Origin of the sequence: Pseudomonas sp. FG1 (assembly GCF_034313875.1) — a bacterium.
Lineage (GTDB): Bacteria > Pseudomonadota > Gammaproteobacteria > Pseudomonadales > Pseudomonadaceae > Aquipseudomonas > Aquipseudomonas veronii.
Map to the genome: position 1 here is coordinate 1 of NZ_JAVIWP010000003.1, position 19,589 is coordinate 19,589.

A 19,589-nucleotide genomic window follows, 5' to 3' on the forward strand; every position below is an offset into this window, starting at 1 on the left:
GCTGCGCCAGACGGAACAGGAGAGCAACGATGCAACTGAACCTAACCCTCGCAGACCTGCCCCCGGACGACGACAGTCTGTGGGAACAACTCGACGAAACAACACGCCAAGCGGTGATCGACAGGCTGGCTCAAGCGATCGCGAAGGTCGTGACGGGCAACGAGCCGACCCACAGGGAGAGCGCTGATGAGTGACACTGCCAACAAGATCGGTTCCAGCCATTTGCAGCGTGCGGCGTTCGTCTACATTCGACAGTCCAGCGCCAGTCAGGTAGAGCACAACCGGGAATCGACGCAACGCCAGTACGCGCTCGCACAACGGGCGACTGGCCTCGGCTGGTCCCAGCAGCAGATCAATGTTGTCGACGATGATTTGGGACTCTCGGGGGCCAGCACCGCTCGCCGGGGCGGTTTCGCGCGGATGACCGCCGAAGTCGCGCTCGGTCACGTCGGCATTATTCTAGGATTGGAGGTCTTCCGTCTGGCGCGTAATAACGCTGACTGGTACCGACTGCTCGACCTGTGCACCATGACCGACACGCTGATCGGCGATGCCGACGGCGTGTACAACCCCGCGCTGTTCAACGATCGCCTGTTGCTTGGACTCAAGGGCACGAGGCCGAACTGCACATTCTGCGCGCGCGTCTGGACGGCGGCATTCGCAACAAGACTGCTCGAGGTGAGTTGCGCCGGGGTCTGCCGACCGGACTGGTGTGGGGCGAGGCCGACGGCGAAGTCAGGTTGCATCCCGATGAAGCCGTCGTGAGCGTACTACATGCCGTGTTTGCACGTTTTAACGAGTTTGGCTCGGCCCGCCGTGTTTGGCTGTGGTTGCGTACCGAGAACTTATCGTTCCCTCTGCAATTCAACCGCAACGAGCAAATCCGCTGGGTCGCACCGACCTACAACGCCATTTACAATGTGCTCACCAACCCGGTTTATGCGGGAGCCTACTGCTATGGCAAGACGCGTACGGAACGCTATGTCGATGAGCACGGCACGCTCAAGACACGCTTGCGGCGTCTACCTCAATCGCAATGGGCCGTGCTCATCCGTGAGCACCATGAAGGTTATATCGATTGGGCAACCTATGAGGCCAACCAAGTGCGTCTGGCTGCAAATACCAAGCCCCGGCCCCATGAAGCAGGGGGAGCCGTGAGGGAAGGTGCCGCCTTGCTGCAAGGCCTGGCCATCTGCGGCCACTGCGGCCGGTCGCTTAAAACCCACTACCGCGGCACGAATCAGACGCCGGGTTACCATTGTTCGAACAAAGGCATCGAGAATGGTCGTGGCGTCTACTGCCTCAATATTGGTGGCCTGCAGATTGACGCCGCCGTTGCGCAGGCCTTCCTGCAGGCCGTTGAGCCGGCGGGCGTTGCAGCGGCTGTACGCGCCGCCGAACGCCTCGAAGCCGACCACGACGCCGCGCTCGCGCAGTGGCGACTGACCGTGGAACGGGCGCACTACGAAGCGTTGCTTGCCGAGCGACGCTACCGTGCCGTGGATCCTGAGAACCGTTTGGTGGCGCGCGGACTTGAAACACAATGGGAGACACAGCTGCGTGAACTCGAACAAGCGCAGCAGGAACTTGCCCGGCGCGAACAACTGCGTCCCCGCACCTTGGGCGCGGAGGAACGACACCGCCTGCTCGCGCTCGGCCAGGATCTCCAACGCCTGTGGCATGCTCCGACCCTCACCGTGCGCGACAGGAAGCAATTGCTGCGCACGCTGCTCGAGGAGATTTCGATTACCGTGCATCGCGAACAATACCGAGCGCAGCTGAAGCTACGCTGGCGCGGCGGCAAGCTCACCGAATGCGACGTTGCGTTGCCGCGCTCGCGACCGGCCACCATTCGCACCGACGAAGACACCATCGCCCTGGTACGTCGACTGGCGCAGCACTATCCCGATGCGACCATCGCGGGCATCCTCAACACCCAAGGCCGTGTGACCGCGCGGGGCCTGCGTTTCAACCAGAACCTCGTGGGCAACCTGCGGCGTCATTGGAAGATTCCCTGTTTCGAACGATCCGCCGAGCTTCCCGACGGTGAGCTGCTCAGAATTCGCCAGGCCGCCCGTGTACTGGGTACAGAGCCGTCCACGCTGCACCGCTGGGTCAACGACGGCTTCATCGCCGGGGAGCAAACGACGCCTGGCGCACCCTGGCGTATTCGCATCACTGACGCGTTGCGAAGCCGCTTCGTCGAGCACAGCCCAGAAGGCTACGTCGTGATGCAGGATGCAACCAGGCTACTCGGCGTCACCCGCCAAACCGTGTTGCAGCGTGTAAAGCGCGGCGAACTCGACGCTGTCCTGGTCTGCCACGGACGCCGCAAAGGCTTGCGCATCAAGGCGGTCGACGATCAGCCTGACCTCTTCGAACACACCTCATAAACCAAAGGGCATTGTTATGCAGGATCCAAGAACGACGTGATATCCGCATCCAATATCCAGTTCACCTTCTGGCCTTGAGCGCGACCGTTAACGCATCCAGCGCATCGTGCTGGCTACGTCCCGGTCGAAACCCATACGAGAACCCTAGAAAGTATTCTTCATAAATCGCATTCAGAACGAGGCTCTTGCAAAACACCCCAGCGCGAGTGAATTTCTGCCTGCTAGCAACGGCGCAAAAAGAGTGGAGCGGGGGTCGCCATCGAAGGCATGATTGTGGTCTCAAATCAACAACCACACCCGCCGAATGAATACTGCCCTGCGCGAGCGTTTGACGCAATTCCATCATCATTTTCAGCACCAGTTGTTGCCCTTAGCGTAGGGATCAGAACCTCGCCTGTAGTAACGCCCAGTCAAGGGAGTGGGGGCAGGCTCTCCTCGGGATCAAGCCACTTCATTTTGCGCCGACGCAGGGTGTCGGAAGGCAGCTCGCCGAAAGTGCTCCTATAGTTCTCGGCGAAACGTCCCGTATGAAAGAAGCCGTAGTCTAGGGCCATCTCGGTGACACTACGCACATTTGCATTGGGATCGCTCAAGCGGGCGCGTATGCACTCGAGCTTGCGGTTGCGGATGTAGTTCTTCGGCGTGGTGCCAGCATGCTTCTCGAACAAAGTGTAGAGCGAGCGTGGGCTCATCAGCGCCAGCTCCGCCAGTCGCTCAAGGCTGATGCTCTGTTTGAGATTGTCCTCAATGAACTGAACGACTCGCTCGAAGGACGGGCAACCTTCGCTGAAGGTCTCGCGGCTGACATTGCTGCTCAGCATCTCGAGCAGCTTGGTAGCAATGATCCCCGTATAGTATTCCTGGACCCGAGGCATCGAATTTGTATGCTCCGCTTCGTCACAAACCAGCCCAAGCAGATTGATAAAGCCATCGAGTTGCTGCAGGTTGTGTCGCGTGGTGAAGCGGATACCCTCACTCGGCTTGTGCCAATAGCTCTCACTGCATGCCCGATCGAGGACCACTGAGGGTAATTTGACGATGAATTTCTCACAATCCTCCGAATAAGTCAGGTCCGCTCGGTCATCCGGATTGATCAGCAATAGTTCACCCGGCGAAAAATAGTGCTCCAGGCCATAGCCACGCCACAGGCAATGGCCCTTGAGCAGTACCTGCAGGTGATAGCAGGTTTCCAAGCCTGGCGAGGTCACCCTTACGCTACCGCCATAGCTGATTCGACACAGATCAAGGCTGCCGAAAGTGCTGTGGTTCAGGCTGGCTTCCGGGCACCCACTCTTGGGCAGGCGAATACAGTGCGAACCGACATGTTGGTTAACGTAGTCGGAGACGAAGTAGGGGTCGGCATTGACGAAGATCCGACTTTTCTCGTTCAACAAGCGACAATCCATAACTCACGGTGCTCTTATATTTTTTATGTGGGTTACGAGGAACTCAAGGCCTAGGCTGCCCACCTCGCACACTCCATTGATACTCGCAATATGCCCAAGCCATGACGCGAGCCGATCAACGGTCAGCCAATGACCAGCCCCCGCCATCGAAGCACCATAGTGCCCGGTCAAATCGGCTGCGTAGAATAATATAGCGGCCAGCGTTAGGAAAGCGACTAAGAAGGAGCACTCCGACGCTCTATAATCACCTAAATTTTTCTCTACCACTGTCCTATGTCACGGTTGATCTTTCTCACTGACCCAATAAATTTAGGCTCTGTTCGCGTTCGCCGTGGGCTATCCCATGGGGCATGCCGGAGCCAGGTCTCGGCACTGAGATCTTTGCCAGCACGTTCCAGTAATCGCCGCCAGCCCAAGTAATTGGGTAAATAGCAGGTGGCTACGCCATTGAAGCGGCGCATTCACTGCTTCAAGCGCGAGTCGTAGGCGTTCACATGCTGGATATGAAAGACGCGTTGCCTGACCCGCGCACCCTGCGCCAGGTTCAACGGCTCATGCGCGATTGCTTCTGCCTTGGTAACTGCGAGATATACGCCAGCACCATCGGTGCATAGCACCGACTCAGGGGGCAGCAATTGCGGCAGCAGGCTCCCTAGCGTCTGTTTATCAACCTTAGGAAGGACAGCATCATAATGCTTGCCTTGCCGATCCTGGACGACCAGCACCGGGATTTGCTCGACAGACAGGCCGCGTTTTTTGGCTCATCCGCCACGATGTCGGGCCTGGCGTGGCAGCTCACGCTGACCTTTGAAGGACTCCAAGAAGTAGGTCTCGTCAGCCTCGACGATATTCTCCAGTTCGGTATCGTTTTCGCTGGCTGGAAGCGCCAACATCCCGGTGGCGTCAGCAGAATGAGGTGGTGCGATCCACTCCAGACTCCCGAGCAGCCTTACGTACTACAAGGGCTTCCCCATTGAGCGCAAGCGCAATAGCGATTTAGTTGTCTACTGCTGCGCGTGCCGGATCGACGTAAGAAGGTGAAGGACTGCGGTACTACAAACGGTCATATTGAGCTGATGGCTCGGACCCTGATGAAAGACGCACGTGAGGACCTCGTTCGCTAACCGGGACTGAATTCCCCATACGATTTTCAGGTATACCCCACGTAGGTCCAACCCGCTTCACATCAACGACGGCAGTGCACATTGATCTTCTTTTTATCTGCTCATGGTTCCACCGTGACGCCTTAAAAGTTGAGCAATAGGAAGCCAGGGCCTACGCACCAGTTGGTTCTACCTGCTCAAGCTTGAACGTGTCGCCGTAATGCAGGACGGCCCAGGCCATCCTTGCATTCTTGGCGGCAATCGCGACGGCCGCACGCCAGTAACCGCGACGTTCAATCAGATTGCGGATCCAGCGACTAAATGGATCTTGTTTATCGCCCAGGTTGGCCATTACAGATCGAGCCCCGAGCACCAGTAGACTCCGTAAATAGGCATCCCCGGCTTTGGTGATACTCCCCAAACGCTGCTTTCCACCGCTACTGTACTGACCCGGCGTCAGTCCGAGCCATGCAGCCACTTGGCGACCATTTCTGAAGTCGTGCCCATCCCCAATACTGGCAACCAAGGCACTCGCCGTGGTCGAGCCAACCCCGCGCAATTGCAGCAATCTACGGCTACGATCATCTTCACGAGCAATCTGGCTGATTGCTCTATCAAGCTCTACCAAGCGGTCCTCGATATGGCTGGTGTGCTCTAACAGTTCACTCATGCACCGTTTTGCCCAGCCAGGCAAGCTGTCCAGATAAGGGCCAATCTCTCTTCTCAATCGCTCTGGGCTTTGCGGCAGGACCACCCCAAATTCAGAAAGTAATCCCCGCAGTCGGTTGTAAGAAGCTGTGCGCTCTTCGATAAATCCCTGCCGAGTGCGATGAAGGCAAAGAGTCGCCTGTTGATGCTCGTCCTTGACGGGTACGAACCGCATGCTGGGTCGGGTCACTGCCTCACAGATTGCAGCAGCATCTGCTGCATCATTCTTACCGCGCTTACCTGACATCCGATAAGGAGCAACGAGTTTAGGAGCCATCAACCTGACAGTATGTCCGTGCTGAACAAACACCCTCGCCCAGTGGTGCGCCCCTGAGCAAGCCTCCATACCAATCAAACACGGCGGTAACTGCGCGATCAATGGCACCAACTGATCACGCGCAACCTTCGGTTTCACCAATATGGCTTTGCCAGCCTCATTGACGCCGTGAACGGCGAACACCGTCTTGGCTAAATCGATTCCCACCGTGATAACTGACATTGGCTTCCCCTCCAGTAATTGATGCAGTTATGAAACTTCATCATGGCACCTTGATGCCGCCTCGCGACTTTCGCCGCGGACTTGGACGGGGAAGTCCCTTTCATTCGCTAAGCGCTCTGTCTGTCAGGTTGAGGTCGTAGAGGTGGACGCTGGAACGTCAGGAAATTCAGAAAGCCATCCTACTCTGACGCGGCCTGAATGGTCGGCCTTACGCCCGGTTGGGGTATAGCCCAACCTGACGGCGTTTGACGACGCATAACTAATCACTATGATTAACTTTGAATCAATACACAATTAGGAGTATCTCATCATGGCAACTACCGCAAAAACCCGATTTGTCACGGCTCACGTCCTTGTGCAACTTGCCGAAAAGGTCGATTTGATGGCAGAGCGTCTGGAACGCTCCAAAAAACTGGATCGTCAAACAGGCTCTGTCCGCTTGGATCGACCAGGAAGTGGAACGTAGTCGCCTGACCCGCGAAGCCTTAGCTGATGTTGATGCTGGCCGAGTAATTGACCACCACGCCGTGCAGGCCTGGGCTAATAGCCTTAGCACCGACACGCCGTTGCCGGTACCGCGCTGATGGAATTGAAGTTGCAAGCAAGGCGCTGTCCGACATTGCACGGCTGTACTAGTTTCTGGCAGCGGTGAATCAACCTGCCGCTGCACGAGCCCTACAGCAACTCACAGCAGCGCCGAATACGCTGTTGGCCAGCCCGCGCATCGGCGAGCGCCTGGAAGAATTTGAGCCGAGAATGTGAGCCAAATTCAGATCGGCCAGTACAAGATGCGTTACGAGGTAGTGAATTCAACTATCTATCTGCTGCGCCTGTGGCACACCCGTGAGGATCCATAGCCTTGCAGGAGGCACAAGGGCACCTCCCCACATGCGCAGCTAATTACGACGCGTTGTTGCTATGGAACTGCTCACCGCACCGGATCACCAATCATGCCAGGGTCTGGCTGGAGAGCTCGATGCCGTAACGATTGAGCACCTTTTCGAATCGATGCAGCGGCAGACGGTCGACATACTTGGTGGTCAGCAGCATGGCCCGCGCGGGGACTAGAGGGCTTTTCTTGATCAGCAGCTTTACGTTAAGTAGGATAACTCGACATTTCAGCTCTTTTTGACGCCCCCCGATCTATCGTTTTGATAAATCGGCTCGGGCGATAACTAGTCTGAAGTTTGACATCGGGGGGGGGGGCCGGAGACATCAATGATGTGAAGGGCCCCAGGTAGGGCCCCGCCAGCCTCAGTAGGCGGCAAAAAACAGCACGACGACGCCGGCCAGCGCCAAGCCACCGTGACCCACGATCGCCCACCAAGGTTTGGCTTGGCGGAACAGTATGCCGAAAAACAGCGCCCCCCCCAGAAACGCTGCTCCCAACAGACCGAGTGCCCAGAACGCGGCCTGCGGGAACGCGGCTTCTGGTCCGGCGGTATACAAAGCATAGACCAGCGTCATGAGACCCGCCAAGCCCAGCCCGCCATGCCCCAAGCCGAACCAAGAGGGATAACGCACTTTCCTTTTCGACAGCAACCCTAAGAACAACCCGCCCGCAGCAGCCGCAGCCAACACCCAGAAAGCCCACTGAATAAGTACCATCGATTTATACCCAACTTAATATGTTTTAAGAATGACGGTCAACAGTCACCGCGCCCCAAACGTCCCTAAGTGCCCGGATCGTCGCCAACAGCATGGCCTATCGTCCACAGCCCGATTTGCGCGGAGCGTATCTCAGATTCCAAGTATGCCTACTCCGCTACTTCAACCAACCCGCTTTTAGTAACGGAAGATCAAGCCAACAAAGATAGCGAATTACATCATAACTAGGAAAACGCTGAAGTATTCATGCTATAGCCGGACAGCAGGCCTGGAAACCACGGTTTCCGTGGGGACGACCAAGCGTAATGTGAATATATCAGCGCTTCCCTAACCCGGAACTTCAGGTTCTTCGCTATGGGCGATTTCAATTCTACTATCAGAATGAATAATTATAGCCAATGACGAAATTATCTTGTGCCATGGACGACCTGACAGGTGACGAAGTGTTGTAAGCCGATCTATTGGTCATGCTGCTCTCGAAGGCGTGCGAATATGCAGCATCAAATCTGCTCGATTGAGAGAAATTATAGCTAAAACCTAAGGAGGCATGCTTCTGTAGAACTGCTGGTATTAGGGCAAGCAAACCCTCGTCGTTGAATGGCTGAGTAGCCTGACGGTATCCTGCTCGCAAAGTTAAATTCTGGGTAGCGGCATACGAAGTTCCGATCGCCACTATCGTTTGATCCTTAGCGTTTTGAGGTAATTTAAGATCAACCCCTCCGACGTCACTGGAAAACCCCACCTTAATATCCTTCAAAGCATCCTTCCAGAAAACACGAGAAACATCAAAAGCGACCAAAAATTTATCCGTAAACTGATGGCTCAGCCCTAGATCAAGCTTGGCAGGGGAATTAAAGTTCAAAAAACGAACGTCCCCTTCAATCGGCACATTCCCAATGATACCATCCACAGCAGTAACAGTCCCTCGCCCCTCTAAATCATTCATATGACTTTTGAACATATAGGAAGCACCAAAATTTGTTATGGGAGTTACCTTGTACAGCAAGCCTAACTTACCTGAGATCCCCCAACCATCTGCACCACTCGCAATTGCTTTATTTTTGCTAACGCTTAAATGTACGCCCTGCGGATCAGGCAACGTACCTATCAATCCCAGTAAGGAACCAGACGCTCGCCCATTTTTCGCCAGACTACCCAACTGGTTCATCCCAAGCAAATAATCAAGATTTAAACCGGTCCATTTTGCATCAAGCGATCCGCCGACAGCAAGACGATCATTAACTTGAAAACTTACGGCGAAAGGCACGTCAAGAATAAACAAACGACTCGAGTTCTCAAGCCCCGTCTCAGCGCCGGTAGCATAACCCTTCCCACCAACGTCACCGCGAGACAAAAAGCTAGACCTCCCATATTCAACACCTACGCCAGCTTGTGCAAACATGCCTGCGCCAATGGTCCAGTTTGAAATCTTATGGGTAAACGCTAGCTGAGGGGCAACATAAGGCCCTCTATTCTGAGAGTGCGTGCTTGATGACACTTTTTCGTCCGTAGCAAGATTCGAGGCACTTATATCTGTTGTAATAAGGTCGAAACCGAGTAGAACTTCATCTGTAGCATCTGACAAACCCATTGTCGCTGGGTTAACCATCATTGATGCAGGCCCGACGTAATTAGAAACAGCTGTCCCTCCCATGCCTCTCGAAATTGGCCCAAAGCCCTCTAAAAACAACCCGTCCGTCGCTAGCGCATAGCATGATAGACAACTTAAAATCGAACCGACCGTAATTTTTCTCATCATCTTAGCACTCACCATCTATTATAATTATACTGCCCTTCCCTAGAAAGAAGGGGGGAGGATGAAATACCGCTCTGGAATTTAGCTGCGCCGTATATGAGAACGGCGCGCCAATGATAATTTAATAATACTAATTTTAGGATATTCGAAGCACTGGCTTAAGGGTTATTCCATTTTCCGAGTCCTCCGCTGCCTGATTAATTTCATCAAAGGAATAGAACTTTAACAATTTATCAAATGGAAACTTCCCTTGACGATATAGTTCCACCAATCTTGGAATAAATATATCCGAAATAGATTGCCCCTCAACAATACCTCGAAGCTTACGATTAAACAGTAAAAAATTAATATCAACGGGAATTGTGGCACCCATCGGTGGTGCACCTACAATACCTATCTCACCACCTATGGCGGAGCTGAGGATCGCCTGCTGAAGAACCGAAGGCAAACCGCTAGTTTCGAGCACATACGGAACGCCGCCAGCACAAATTTCCTTAATCTTCTCAACTGGATCAGAACTTGCTGCATTAATCACATGCGTCGCCCCAAGCTCATCGGCCAATTTAAGGCGATTCTCTTTGACATCGACAACGATGATTTTCGTACACCCCGCCACAACGGCAGCCATAACTGCCGAAAGGCCTACGGCCCCGGCACCAAAGATCGCGATAGAAGAACCCGCTGGCGGATTAAGCGCATTCAAAACAGACCCTGCGCCAGTTTGAATGCCACAACCAAGAGGCCCAAGCAACTCAAGCGGTACGTCTTTTGTAACCTTCACAGTGTTACGTTCATAAGATAGCGCATATGTCGCAAAGGAGGACTGCCCAAAAAAGCTTGCTCCCACCTCTGCCCCTTGGTGATCGTGGATGGTGCACTCCCCGGTTACCGAGCGCCCCATAAAGTTAGGGCCAAATGAGTTTGCACAACTGGTAGGGTCTCCGGAAAGACAAGCATCACAACTCCCGCAGGTATAAAATGTCAAAACAACATGGTCGCCCGGCTGAACCTTTTTGACCGCGGACCCAACCCGCTCAACCACACCAGCCCCTTCATGCCCAAATACCATCGGTAGTGGAACCGGATAATGCTGATCGCGACAAACCAGATCCGTATGACACAGCCCGGTTGCAACCAATCTAACGAGAACCTGATCTTCAGCTGGCTCATTAAGAGCTACATGCTCAAGTAAGAACGGGCCATTTTTTTGGCGAACTATTGCTGCTTTGATTTCCATTTCCATCTCCCTCTTTATTTTAGACTAAAGTTATAAACCGATCTTTACCAACCTTTTGGACAACAACCTATTTATCTCACTGCCATCAATTTTTGGCCGCAAGACGATTCCAATCATTAACTCACCGATTAGCTCGAATACCGTAAGCTAGACTATGCATCGAACCACAGTTAAACTTGTAAGCTTCTGCTACTGCTAGCAAGGAGGTCTATTATAAAAACGGTCCGCAAACACTAATTCCCGCGCAACACCAAGTCGAACGAGCTCGGTCTCGGCAGCGTCCACCATAGGCGGCGGCCCGCAAAGGTATCCTTCATAAGCCTGCCCCGTGAGGTATTCCTTAAAATACTCGGTCACCATGCCCCGCTTCCCTTTCCATGACGACGTAGAAGACTCTTCGGACAAAACTGGAATTAACTCGAAGCGCCCACCCCAATCGAACTGCAGCGCTTCTATTTCGTCGAGGCAATATAGGTCACGTTGTTGACGAGCTCCAAAGAACAACAACACATCACGCTTTCGCTGGGCCTGGGTCATGCTCTGCAAAACACATTTAATTGGAGCAAGCCCCGTTCCGCCGGCTACGCAGACCATTGTCGCATTGCTCTCATGGAGTCCGAACTGCCCATAAGGCGCTCGCAGGGTTAGTGTTGCCCCCGTACGATCGCCACCAAATAGCCAACCACTGAAAATTCCACCTGGGACAAGGCGAACATGGAAGCTCAGGGAGCCATCAGGTTGGGGCGGAGTGGCAAAAGAATAGCTCCTTACAGCAGAGCACTCTGCACATTCCACGTCTGCATACTGGCCGGGGTAGAAGGCTATCTGCTTATCGGATACTAATTCCAGCTCGACTATATCGTGCGCCAGCCTTTTCTGCTTTCTAATCAATGCACTCGTTTCTATTGGAACCAACGCCTGCCCAAGCACTGTATCTAGCTCTATCTCGAGATCTTCTTTCGGTATGCATTGACAACCCAAGCGATAGCCGGACTGATACAGATCGCCACTCAGACCCATAGCAGAAGAAGTCAACTCATTCACCCTGCCAGATATCAGTTTATATTTACATGTCCCACAAGATCCGACTTTGCAATCATGCGGAAAGGCAATTCCTTGATGCAGAGCGCTTTCCAGAATGGTTTGCCCGCGTGGCACCTTAAACTGAAACCCCTGCCCTCTAACTGAAACGGTAGATTCCCGAGGCGGCACAAATAAACCAGAGATTTTCTTAAAAAACTCATTCATAAACCCATCGCTCAGTTAGACGCCCGTTAATTATAAAAAACGGAAAATTTGTCCGATTTGGAACGTTTTTTTTCAAAAAGAGACCGTAGATTTCGTTCGCTCTTCGCTTATCTACGGTCTCAGTCGAAACGATTTAGACTGCCTGTATTATCAAATGCTAGCTAGCCCGCCCCGCCCCAGTTCACTTTCACACCACAGTGGCCATCCCGCTTTTTTATTAGCAGCCATAGCCAGTTCGCGCTCACCTGGAGTTGCGTACCGCTGGTCCCAATCTTTCAACTTTGGTTTTGCAATGAGAGCGAACCAAAGAGGCGGAATAAGCCCTAGAAGGAAACACACAAAGAGCGAAGGCATCTGCGGGGCTTCTTTTTCCGGACGCAACTCATAGAACCGTGTATAGCCGTCAATATGATGATTGATATGGTTAGTAATTTCGCAACCCAGCGGGCGCACAATTGTTCCCATATGATTCCACGCGTGGTGCAGGAGGATAGGCTTATCTAGATCGCGTACTAAACCATAGTGTTGAAAGTAATTAAAACCCTCGACTATCCCTTTCGCAATAATCATCGAAGCAATCGTAACCAACCCTAATGCTGGCCCGCCCAGATAAGCAACCAGGCCAGGCAGAGCGAGCAGGAGTGCGACATATTGATATGTTTTGTTGGACAAATTCCACGGTGACTGTCCTTTTCTACGTAAAGTTTCAGCCTCAATCTTTATCGCATCTTTGACGGAACCAACTGTCGCACTGATCACGAAACTGTAAATTGTCTGTCCACGATACGCGGTGTCGCTATCGAGGGGCGTATCTAGGTAAAGGTGATGCGTGTTGACATGGGCAATGTCTCGGTTCGGATCACCATAAAACATAGCCAATAGCTGCGCCATTTTCCGAGGCAACCAGTGGCGACGATGCATCAACTCATGCGAAACCGGAAGAGTTGGCACACCACTAAGCCAAGCCAAAGAAAGAATGCACCCTGCCACTTGTAACGGCTCACTAAGTTCGATACGCCCGTTTTCAACTCCAAAGACAAGGAGCCCATATAGACCGATCATTAATGGTAACTGCAAATACTGGGTAAGGTCTGCGAAAAAGGGACTTACCTTTCTGGCCGAAAAATCCTTCGGTAAAATGACATCAAGCACCATCAGTACAGGGAATGTTGCCGCCCCAAGCCAAACCCAATAGCCACCATAGTAAAATCCGATCAGCCCGCAAGCAGTAACAACAGGAATCAGGTAATAACGAAGCGTGTCCATATATCCTCCTACTTTATTATTGTCGACTCAGAATGGGTAATTAGCTGGCTTCTCAACCATACTAATCCATTGAGATTGAGTAAATTCTTCAATACTTGCAGGTCCGCCAAACCGGCCTCCGCTACCCGAGGCACCCATTCCTCCGAAGGGAACATGCGGCTCACAGTTAATTGGCTGGTCATTAATATGGACCATACCGGTATTTAGACGCTTTGCGATGTCTAGACCAGTCGCCAACGCCCTAGTATGGATAGATGCGGCCAAGCCATACTCCGAACAGTTTGCTAATTCAATCGCCTCTTCAATACTGTCAAATACAGTGATCGGAGCCACCGGGCCGAAAATTTCAGATTTGAAAACCTCCATCTCCGGCTTCACGTCCATGATTACGGTAGCTTGGTAGTAGCGATCTTGATATGTACCTCCCGCCAAAACCTTAGCACCGGCGCTTTGTGCAGATTCGACGAGCGCGTGGACGCGAACTACCTGTTTATCATTGATAAGTGGGCCGAGATGCACTCGATCCGAGTTTGGATCCCCCACCACTAAGTTCTTCGCACGTAGCGCCAGTTTCTCTGCATATTGCTGGGCAACGTCCCTATGTACTAAATGACGTCCGGCGGCCATGCACACTTGGCCCTGATGCAAGAACGTACCCCAAGCAGCGCAGCTGACAGCCCCATCTAAATCGGCGTCAGGCAACACGATGTGGACATTGTTACCACCCAGTTCAAGCGCAACCTTTTTCAGCATTCTCCCGCATTTCTCTCCGATCAACCGGCCCACCTGTGTGGACCCGGTAAAAGAAATCATGTTAATTCCGGAGTTCGCAACCATTGACTCTCCTACGTCCGCTCCACCAGGAAGAACGTGAAGAACACCGTCCGGCATGCCAGCGTCGGAAAAGATCTCGGCAATGAGCGCCCCCCGGTGACAGCAGTCTGAAGGTCGGGCTTTAAGATCACCGCATTACCCAACGCTAAGGCTGGTGCTACCGAACGCATTGCTAAAAACAACGGGAAATTCCAAGGTGCAATTACACCGACCACGCCAACTGGAACGCGCTGACAAAGATTCATGCGCCCTGGAACTGCCGATGGAAACAACGTACCGTTAGACAAATAAGCTAAACCCGCAGCTTGATGCATTTGCTCATACGCAATTCCGGCCTCCCATAAGCCCTTCGGACGAATTGCGCCGCATTCCCGCACGTTCCAATCGGCGAACTCATGTTCGCGCTCCTTTAGTTTTTCGGCAGCCTTGCGGACAATGGCGGCTCTTTCACTAAATGGTATTGCGGCCCATTCCTTTTGCGCTCTCTTAGCTGCGTTCACAGCAGCATCGACATCTTCGCCGTTAGCAACGCCCGTAATGCCAAGAATATCTCCATTGGACGGGTCGACAACATTGGCAACACCTCCCCGCGCCTCCACCCAATTAGAACTAAACACCTTCCCGTACCAGATAGGCTGCTCTTTTGTTTCCCGCATAATTATGCCTCCTTAACTTCAAAATTATAAATTAGATACATGTGCCATTGGGCTCAAACAGGATTTTCAAGGACTGACCATTTAAGGCCATTTCGAACGCATCCTCTGCCGCCGATAGTGGCAATCGATGCGATACGAGCGAAGACAAATCAACACGCCCTGTAACCAGTAAGCTAGTTGAACGCTCCCATGTTTCAAACAGACGCCTGCCATGCAGGCCACGTACAATAAGGCCTTTAAAAAGCCACTCCTCTAGGTTGAGCAAAATATCATGTGACGGGACGCCCATCAGTCGCAACTCACCACCATGGGTGATGGATTGAATAAGCTCCTTTAACGCCGCTGCTTGCCCGGAATAGTCAATTGCAACATCTACTCCCCTCTCACCGAGCAGCGAACGCACAGTCTTATAAACGCTCTCTTCAGTTGCATTAATGCATTCATCCGCCCCCATTTTGGCTGCTGCAGTGAGGCGCAGAGGATGAATGTCAGTTGCAATGACCTTGCTTGCTCCCAGTGCTTTGGCGGCTGCAATGTTCATAAGTCCGATCGGACCGCAACCAGAAACAAGAACATTCAATCCCGAAACCCCAGAACCTTCCAGACTTGCATGCACCGCAAGCCCGAACGGCTCCATCATTGCCGCCTGGAGCGGAGGAATTCCGCACGGCACCGGCCAACACACGCTCTCCGGAACCACGACGAAAGACGCGAAGCCTCCATCAAAGTCGACCCCCGGATACCGCGTATTAGGACAAACATGCGCCCAACCGCGTCGACACGTGTAGCACGTTCCACAAGGGAGATGACTCTCCAGACTGACGCGCATCCCAGGCCTTAGACCTTTAACGTCAGATCCGACCTGTTCAATCACCCCGCTAACTTCATGACCCAAGATAGTGGGGAGTTTCATTCTTTTGGCGAACTCGCCCCATTTATAGATCAACAAGTCAGTACCACAGATACCGGCCGCTTCAACTTTCACCAGCACGTCAGTACTGTGGGCCTCTTTAGGGGCGGCCACATCATCGACAGATAGCCCTCCTGGCCCTGCTTTAGTTTTCCTTATCGCGAGCATTGAATCACCTATGTAGACGTCAAATGTTATAGGTAGCGAGGACGGCGATATCAAATCACTTAATGCATCACATGCAGCCAAGTTCTCGGCAACAAACGCACAGCTTCCGAGATCGACACGACTAGTTAGTAATGTCGCTGCAGCTGTGACTGCGGTAGATGACTAAGGCTCGAGCGAATGCGCGACAGGCTGGATATATCGTTGCAGACCTGGGCATATAGTCGGTTGAGGTTAGCGATGAGATTGAAGATTGATGCAGCCGCACCGTGGGACTGGCATCTATAACCCTATTACGAGAGATGAAGCCGATAACTGCGACGCAAATGGTGCGCAAAGTCGCACGCACGCCAATGACCTTGGGCTCACAAAAATTGGTGGTCGGGCTAGCCTGCTTGGGCTCGCCCTCAGAAAGCTCTAGGCCAGCGTCACAGACTCCAAGCGTAACGGCTACGGCTGGCCCGCTTTGAGGATATACATGGCGAAAGCAACCAATCTGAGCAGAGTTGAGAAAATACAACATTGAAGGGTCACCACTATTTTTATTTTAAGTCTCGTATAGCTAGCAACCGCCATGCCATTGCTTATACCGATCCGCTTATCGCATCTAGATCATTGATTTGCTTCGTAAAAAAAAAAGGGGGGGGTATGAGAGAAATCTCCAGCACGCTGGCTGTATTTGAGCAAATCATCAATCGCGCATAATCACCTGTCGATTTGATCAAGACAGCGATAAAAAAGGTTCATCGCGCTTTCCCGGGGAAGGCGGCCTTGATTTTCAGTAAGAAGTAGTCCGAGTCCCGGAAACCATAGGCCATGCGCTTGATCACCTTGATACGGTTGTTCAGGCCCTCCAGCAGGCTGGTATGCATGGGAAAACGAGCGCTGGCGAGGATGCCGCGTATATAGCGCCTGAGGTTTTTGGCGAAGCGCTGTAGCGGTGCCAAGCCACTGTCACGGGCATGCCGTAGCCAGGCCCGCCAGCGTTGCCAGCCTTCCCATACGCTCGGGGCGTACCAGACTTCCTTCAGTGCGTCCTTGAGCAGATAGACCGTCGCCAACGGCTGGTTGGCGACGAGCAATTCCTGCAACTGCACGGCTTGGCCGTCCTTGAGGTTCGCAGCGTTGCGCAGCAGCAGCCAGCGGCTGCGCTTGACCACCTTGCGCGCTGGTTTGTTATCGCGCAGGAGGTTGGCCTGGTCGACGCGGATACGGTCGATCACCTCACGACCGTAGCGCGCCACCACATGGAACAGGTCGTACACCACTTCGGCTTGAGGGCAGTGCCGCTTCACTTCCAGGTCGAAAGCGGTGTTCATGTCCATGGCGACCGCCTCGATGTACTGGCAATGCTCACCGGGCCACTCGAAGAATGGGCGAATCGCCTGGCGACTGGTGCCGTGGCCGACCCACAGCACGCGTGTTCGCTCCGCATCCATGATCACCGTGGCGTAGCGATGGCGCTTGTCCAGGGCGAACTCGTCCATCCCCAGGCGCCGGACGTCGCCCGGCTCGATGGCGCCTGCCTCCGCTTCCAGGCGGCGTTTGTCGAGGGCCTTGAGGGTGTGCCAATGCACGCCGGTGAATTTGCTGACGTGGCTCATGGGCAGTATCCGCAACAAGCCCTCGAGCCAGGTTTGCAAACGTCGAGTCAGGCGGGAAGCCGGCTCCAGCCAATGGATCCGTTCGGTCACCCGCCCACAACAACGCAGGCAGTCGACGCGACGCACGGGCAATTGAATAATTGAATTGGAGCAGCACCCGCTGATCCAGCAGGTCGCTGTCACGCACGTGGCGTAGACGCCGTTCGTGAATCAACGGACAGGGCTCTAGACAGCGCCCACACCGGGGCACTCGCGTGGCCTGGGGTTCGAGCCCGATCAGCAGGGTATTTTCAGCTACGGGGCGAGAGGCGACAACGTCGTAGCCTGGCCAGAAAGCGGCAAGATCAATAGGATGCACGGCGACAGCAAGGTGTGGGGGTTGGGATGTTGAGCGACTGCCAATTTACCCACTCCCCTGCCTGTCAACTCGCTCTTTCCCCAGAATCCGCGAAGGACCTTAGAAAGGCCCAAACCTGGCGCAAGGCAGCTATCGGCCCGTTGCTTTCACAGATAGGCTGGGGTCAAGCTTCTTAAGTCGATAGGCCATTGCCGGGCGGGTCAATCCCAGCAACCGCGCCGCCTGTGAGATATTCTGCCCACAACGGTCCATGGCCGTGCGCATTAAACCCGCCTCGAGATCCTCGAGACTGACGCCCTGGTCGATAATTTGCCTAAACCAACTGTCACCGGACTCCTCCTCCAACCGGCCCTCGCTTGATAGCCTGTCGCCTTCGGTAGCCATCGCCAACCCGGGGAACAGCGACTCGACATTGATGCTTTCGTTGCTCTCGGTGAGAATCACCCCGCGCTCAAGGGCGTTCTCCAGCTCGCGGATATTGCCTGGCCATTGGTAGTGGAGGCAGGCCTCCATCGCTCGATCAGACAGGCCAAGAGTCTTCTTGCCGTATTCCTTATGGTGCCTTCTGAGAAAATGCTCGACCAGCAGCGGGATGTCTTCCACGCGCTCGCGCAACGGCGGGATCTGCACGGGAAAAACATTCAGCCGAAAGAACAGGTCTGCGCGAAAGCGCCCCATCTTGACCGCCTCTTCCAGGTTCTCGTTTGTTGCGGTGATTAACCTCACGTCGACCTTTCGCGTGCGGTCGCCGCCGACCCGCTCTAGCTCTCCTTCCTGCAATACCCGTAGCAGGGTGGCCTGAGCCCTCGGCGTCAATTCGATCACCTCATCAAGAAAGATGGTGCCGCCGTTGGCCCGTTCAAAACGTCCAGCGCGTGCATTGACCGCGCCCGTATAGGCGCCCTTATCGACACCAAACAGTTCCGACTCGATCAGATCCGGCGGAATTGCCGCACAGTTCACCGCGACGAAGGGTTGCTCTGCGCGCTCACTGCGCAAATGCACGCTGCGCGCGATTACCTCCTTGCCCACCCCAGTCTCACCCAGTAGCAGAACCGAAACCTTGCCGCGTGCAGCCTTGTCGATGGTCTCACAGATGCGCTTGTAGGCTGGCGAATGGCCAATGCCGTAATACTGCCCATCGTACTGCTTCAGGCGGTTGCGCAGGTTGGCAACCTGGGTCTGCAGCTCGTAGCGCTCGTCTACGATCGGGTCGCTTTTGAAGTAGGCTTCGAAACTGCTGACATCGCCCCACTCTTCTGCGGTCTTGCCTACGATAAGGCATTTATCGTCACCGCACCCGCGACAGCTAGTTTCCTGGAAAATGATTCTGCGGCCCATGAATGCCGAACCATAGCCGCTAGCATAGCCTAGCACCGTCCAGCAGACGGGCTCATTCATCAGGCCCAGCTCAGTTCGGCAGATATCCACTTCAAAGGAATCAATCCACTCGGCCTCCACGTTGAAACGTCCGTCCCGGATGGCGATATCCATCGTCAGCAAGCGTACTTTGACCATCCCCTTGAGCGCGTACAATTGAGGCCCAGCCAGGAACACCTCCTCCTCGCGCATGGCCGGCCGCAGCTTGCGTGCCAGCTCGGCATCCATCAGGCCGGACTGATAGCCCAACCGCAGGAAGAAACCCTTGGCCCGCTCGATGCCGATCAAGCTGATAATTTCGCGGCGGAAGCTGGCCAGCGTAGATAGCTGCATTAGCAGCATGCGCTGCTCTCCCAGCCAGATCTTGCCTTCGGCGGCAACGAAACGGATCTGGCTGATAAGGTCTTGCATATCCTCATGCTGCATCTTGGGTTTGTATATAAGCGACATTGTTTTTC

The 19,589-nt window shown here is 53.9% G+C and carries 14 protein-coding genes and 7 pseudogenes; 5 read left to right on the forward strand and 16 right to left on the reverse strand.

Translation table 11 applies throughout. The annotated features are described in order from the left end of the window. Positions 1-29: 29 nt before the first annotated feature. Genes RGV59_RS30865 through RGV59_RS30875 form a run of 3 tightly spaced genes read left to right on the forward strand, consistent with a single transcriptional unit; the run spans position 30 to position 2,393 of the window. The gene (locus tag RGV59_RS30865; protein ID WP_157404863.1) at positions 30-194 is read left to right on the forward strand and encodes a hypothetical protein; all 165 of its coding nucleotides are present in this window, start codon (positions 30-32) and stop codon (positions 192-194) included. Beyond that, positions 187-765, forward strand: coding sequence for a recombinase family protein (locus RGV59_RS30870; RefSeq protein WP_004575895.1), 579 nt, complete (start codon positions 187-189; stop codon positions 763-765). The genes RGV59_RS30865 and RGV59_RS30870 overlap by 8 nt, the downstream gene beginning before the upstream one ends. Further along, positions 762-2,393 carry a recombinase family protein gene (locus RGV59_RS30875; protein WP_004575896.1) on the forward strand — a complete coding sequence of 544 codons (1,632 nt, stop codon included), beginning with the start codon at positions 762-764 and terminating at the stop codon, positions 2,391-2,393. Before RGV59_RS30870 ends, RGV59_RS30875 begins: the two co-directional genes overlap by 4 nt. 23 nt (positions 2,394-2,416) lie before the next feature. Here RGV59_RS30875 and RGV59_RS30880 read toward each other — a convergent pair. The 4 genes and pseudogenes from RGV59_RS30880 to RGV59_RS30895 form a co-directional block, all read right to left on the reverse strand. Next, positions 2,417-2,571 (reverse strand): annotated as a pseudogene (locus RGV59_RS30880) (group II intron reverse transcriptase/maturase); the annotation flags it as partial. Between the two features lie 232 nt (positions 2,572-2,803). Next, positions 2,804-3,799 (reverse strand): XylDLEGF operon transcriptional activator XylS, encoded by a 996-nt coding sequence (xylS, locus tag RGV59_RS30885; RefSeq protein WP_011600770.1) that lies wholly within the window; start codon positions 3,797-3,799, stop codon positions 2,804-2,806. A 347-nt stretch (positions 3,800-4,146) separates the two neighbouring features. Beyond that, positions 4,147-4,762 (reverse strand): annotated as a pseudogene (locus RGV59_RS30890) (IS1595 family transposase); the annotation flags it as partial. Between the two features lie 312 nt (positions 4,763-5,074). Then, on the reverse strand, positions 5,075-6,109 hold the full coding sequence (locus RGV59_RS30895) for an IS110-like element IS1492 family transposase (protein ID WP_004575900.1): 1,035 nt from the start codon (positions 6,107-6,109) through the stop codon (positions 5,075-5,077). 310 nt (positions 6,110-6,419) lie between these two features. Here RGV59_RS30895 and RGV59_RS30900 point away from each other — a divergent pair. Together RGV59_RS30900 and RGV59_RS30905 are read left to right on the forward strand one after the other, a co-directional pair. Further along, positions 6,420-6,693, forward strand: a pseudogene (locus tag RGV59_RS30900) (CopG family ribbon-helix-helix protein). Then, positions 6,693-6,966, forward strand: a pseudogene (locus RGV59_RS30905) (type II toxin-antitoxin system RelE/ParE family toxin). The pseudogenes RGV59_RS30900 and RGV59_RS30905 overlap by 1 nt, the downstream one beginning before the upstream one ends. 94 nt (positions 6,967-7,060) lie before the next feature. Here the strand turns inward: RGV59_RS30905 and RGV59_RS30910 are convergent. The 12 genes and pseudogenes from RGV59_RS30910 to RGV59_RS30960 all read right to left on the reverse strand — a co-directional run. Next, positions 7,061-7,195, reverse strand: a pseudogene (locus RGV59_RS30910) (IS66 family transposase); the annotation flags it as partial. 168 nt (positions 7,196-7,363) lie between these two features. Beyond that, entirely contained in the window at positions 7,364-7,717 is a 354-nt protein-coding gene (locus RGV59_RS30915) for a hypothetical protein (RefSeq protein WP_004575902.1), read from the reverse strand. Positions 7,718-8,093: 376 nt separating this feature from the next. Further along, positions 8,094-9,476, reverse strand: a complete 1,383-nt coding sequence (locus RGV59_RS30920; RefSeq protein WP_236645663.1) for an OmpP1/FadL family transporter — start codon at positions 9,474-9,476, stop codon at positions 8,094-8,096. A gap of 133 nt (positions 9,477-9,609) precedes the next feature. Then, positions 9,610-10,710 (reverse strand): NAD(P)-dependent alcohol dehydrogenase, encoded by a 1,101-nt coding sequence (locus RGV59_RS30925; RefSeq protein ID WP_028624483.1) that lies wholly within the window; start codon positions 10,708-10,710, stop codon positions 9,610-9,612. A gap of 195 nt (positions 10,711-10,905) precedes the next feature. Further along, on the reverse strand, positions 10,906-11,958 hold the full coding sequence (locus tag RGV59_RS30930; protein ID WP_011600767.1) for a 2Fe-2S iron-sulfur cluster-binding protein: 1,053 nt from the start codon (positions 11,956-11,958) through the stop codon (positions 10,906-10,908). A 150-nt stretch (positions 11,959-12,108) separates the two neighbouring features. Next, positions 12,109-13,224: a xylene monooxygenase subunit XylM gene (xylM, locus tag RGV59_RS30935; protein WP_011600766.1), complete on the reverse strand. Its 1,116-nt coding sequence runs from the start codon at positions 13,222-13,224 to the stop codon at positions 12,109-12,111. 27 nt (positions 13,225-13,251) lie between these two features. Next, positions 13,252-14,115 carry an aldehyde dehydrogenase family protein gene (locus RGV59_RS30940; protein WP_322247155.1) on the reverse strand — a complete coding sequence of 288 codons (864 nt, stop codon included), beginning with the start codon at positions 14,113-14,115 and terminating at the stop codon, positions 13,252-13,254. After that, positions 14,070-14,714 carry an aldehyde dehydrogenase family protein gene (locus tag RGV59_RS30945; RefSeq protein WP_322247156.1) on the reverse strand — a complete coding sequence of 215 codons (645 nt, stop codon included), beginning with the start codon at positions 14,712-14,714 and terminating at the stop codon, positions 14,070-14,072. Before RGV59_RS30945 ends, RGV59_RS30940 begins: the two co-directional genes overlap by 46 nt. Before the next feature lie 31 nt (positions 14,715-14,745). Beyond that, complete coding sequence (locus RGV59_RS30950; RefSeq protein WP_004575908.1) at positions 14,746-15,351, reverse strand: zinc-binding dehydrogenase; 606 nt, start codon at positions 15,349-15,351, stop codon at positions 14,746-14,748. A 42-nt stretch (positions 15,352-15,393) separates the two neighbouring features. After that, a pseudogene (locus tag RGV59_RS31915) lies at positions 15,394-15,792 on the reverse strand (alcohol dehydrogenase catalytic domain-containing protein); the annotation flags it as partial. Between the two features lie 740 nt (positions 15,793-16,532). Beyond that, positions 16,533-17,751 (reverse strand): annotated as a pseudogene (locus tag RGV59_RS30955) (ISL3 family transposase). A 129-nt stretch (positions 17,752-17,880) separates the two neighbouring features. After that, positions 17,881-19,581, reverse strand: coding sequence for a sigma-54-dependent Fis family transcriptional regulator (locus RGV59_RS30960; protein ID WP_004575910.1), 1,701 nt, complete (start codon positions 19,579-19,581; stop codon positions 17,881-17,883). Between the last annotated feature and the right edge of the window lie 8 nt (positions 19,582-19,589).

Coding starts and splice junctions, on each gene's coding strand:
- RGV59_RS30865 (WP_157404863.1), top strand. CDS start 30: ATGCAACTGAACCTAACCCTCGCAGACCTGCCCCCGGACGACGACAGT.
- RGV59_RS30870 (WP_004575895.1), top strand. CDS start 187: ATGAGTGACACTGCCAACAAGATCGGTTCCAGCCATTTGCAGCGTGCG.
- xylS (WP_011600770.1), bottom strand. CDS start 3,799: ATGGATTGTCGCTTGTTGAACGAGAAAAGTCGGATCTTCGTCAATGCC.
- RGV59_RS30895 (WP_004575900.1), bottom strand. CDS start 6,109: ATGTCAGTTATCACGGTGGGAATCGATTTAGCCAAGACGGTGTTCGCC.
- RGV59_RS30915 (WP_004575902.1), bottom strand. CDS start 7,717: ATGGTACTTATTCAGTGGGCTTTCTGGGTGTTGGCTGCGGCTGCTGCG.
- RGV59_RS30920 (WP_236645663.1), bottom strand. CDS start 9,476: ATGATGAGAAAAATTACGGTCGGTTCGATTTTAAGTTGTCTATCATGC.
- RGV59_RS30925 (WP_028624483.1), bottom strand. CDS start 10,710: ATGGAAATCAAAGCAGCAATAGTTCGCCAAAAAAATGGCCCGTTCTTA.
- RGV59_RS30930 (WP_011600767.1), bottom strand. CDS start 11,958: ATGAATGAGTTTTTTAAGAAAATCTCTGGTTTATTTGTGCCGCCTCGG.
- xylM (WP_011600766.1), bottom strand. CDS start 13,224: ATGGACACGCTTCGTTATTACCTGATTCCTGTTGTTACTGCTTGCGGG.
- RGV59_RS30940 (WP_322247155.1), bottom strand. CDS start 14,115: ATGCCGGACGGTGTTCTTCACGTTCTTCCTGGTGGAGCGGACGTAGGA.
- RGV59_RS30945 (WP_322247156.1), bottom strand. CDS start 14,714: ATGCGGGAAACAAAAGAGCAGCCTATCTGGTACGGGAAGGTGTTTAGT.
- RGV59_RS30950 (WP_004575908.1), bottom strand. CDS start 15,351: ATGGAGCCGTTCGGGCTTGCGGTGCATGCAAGTCTGGAAGGTTCTGGG.
- RGV59_RS30960 (WP_004575910.1), bottom strand. CDS start 19,581: ATGTCGCTTATATACAAACCCAAGATGCAGCATGAGGATATGCAAGAC.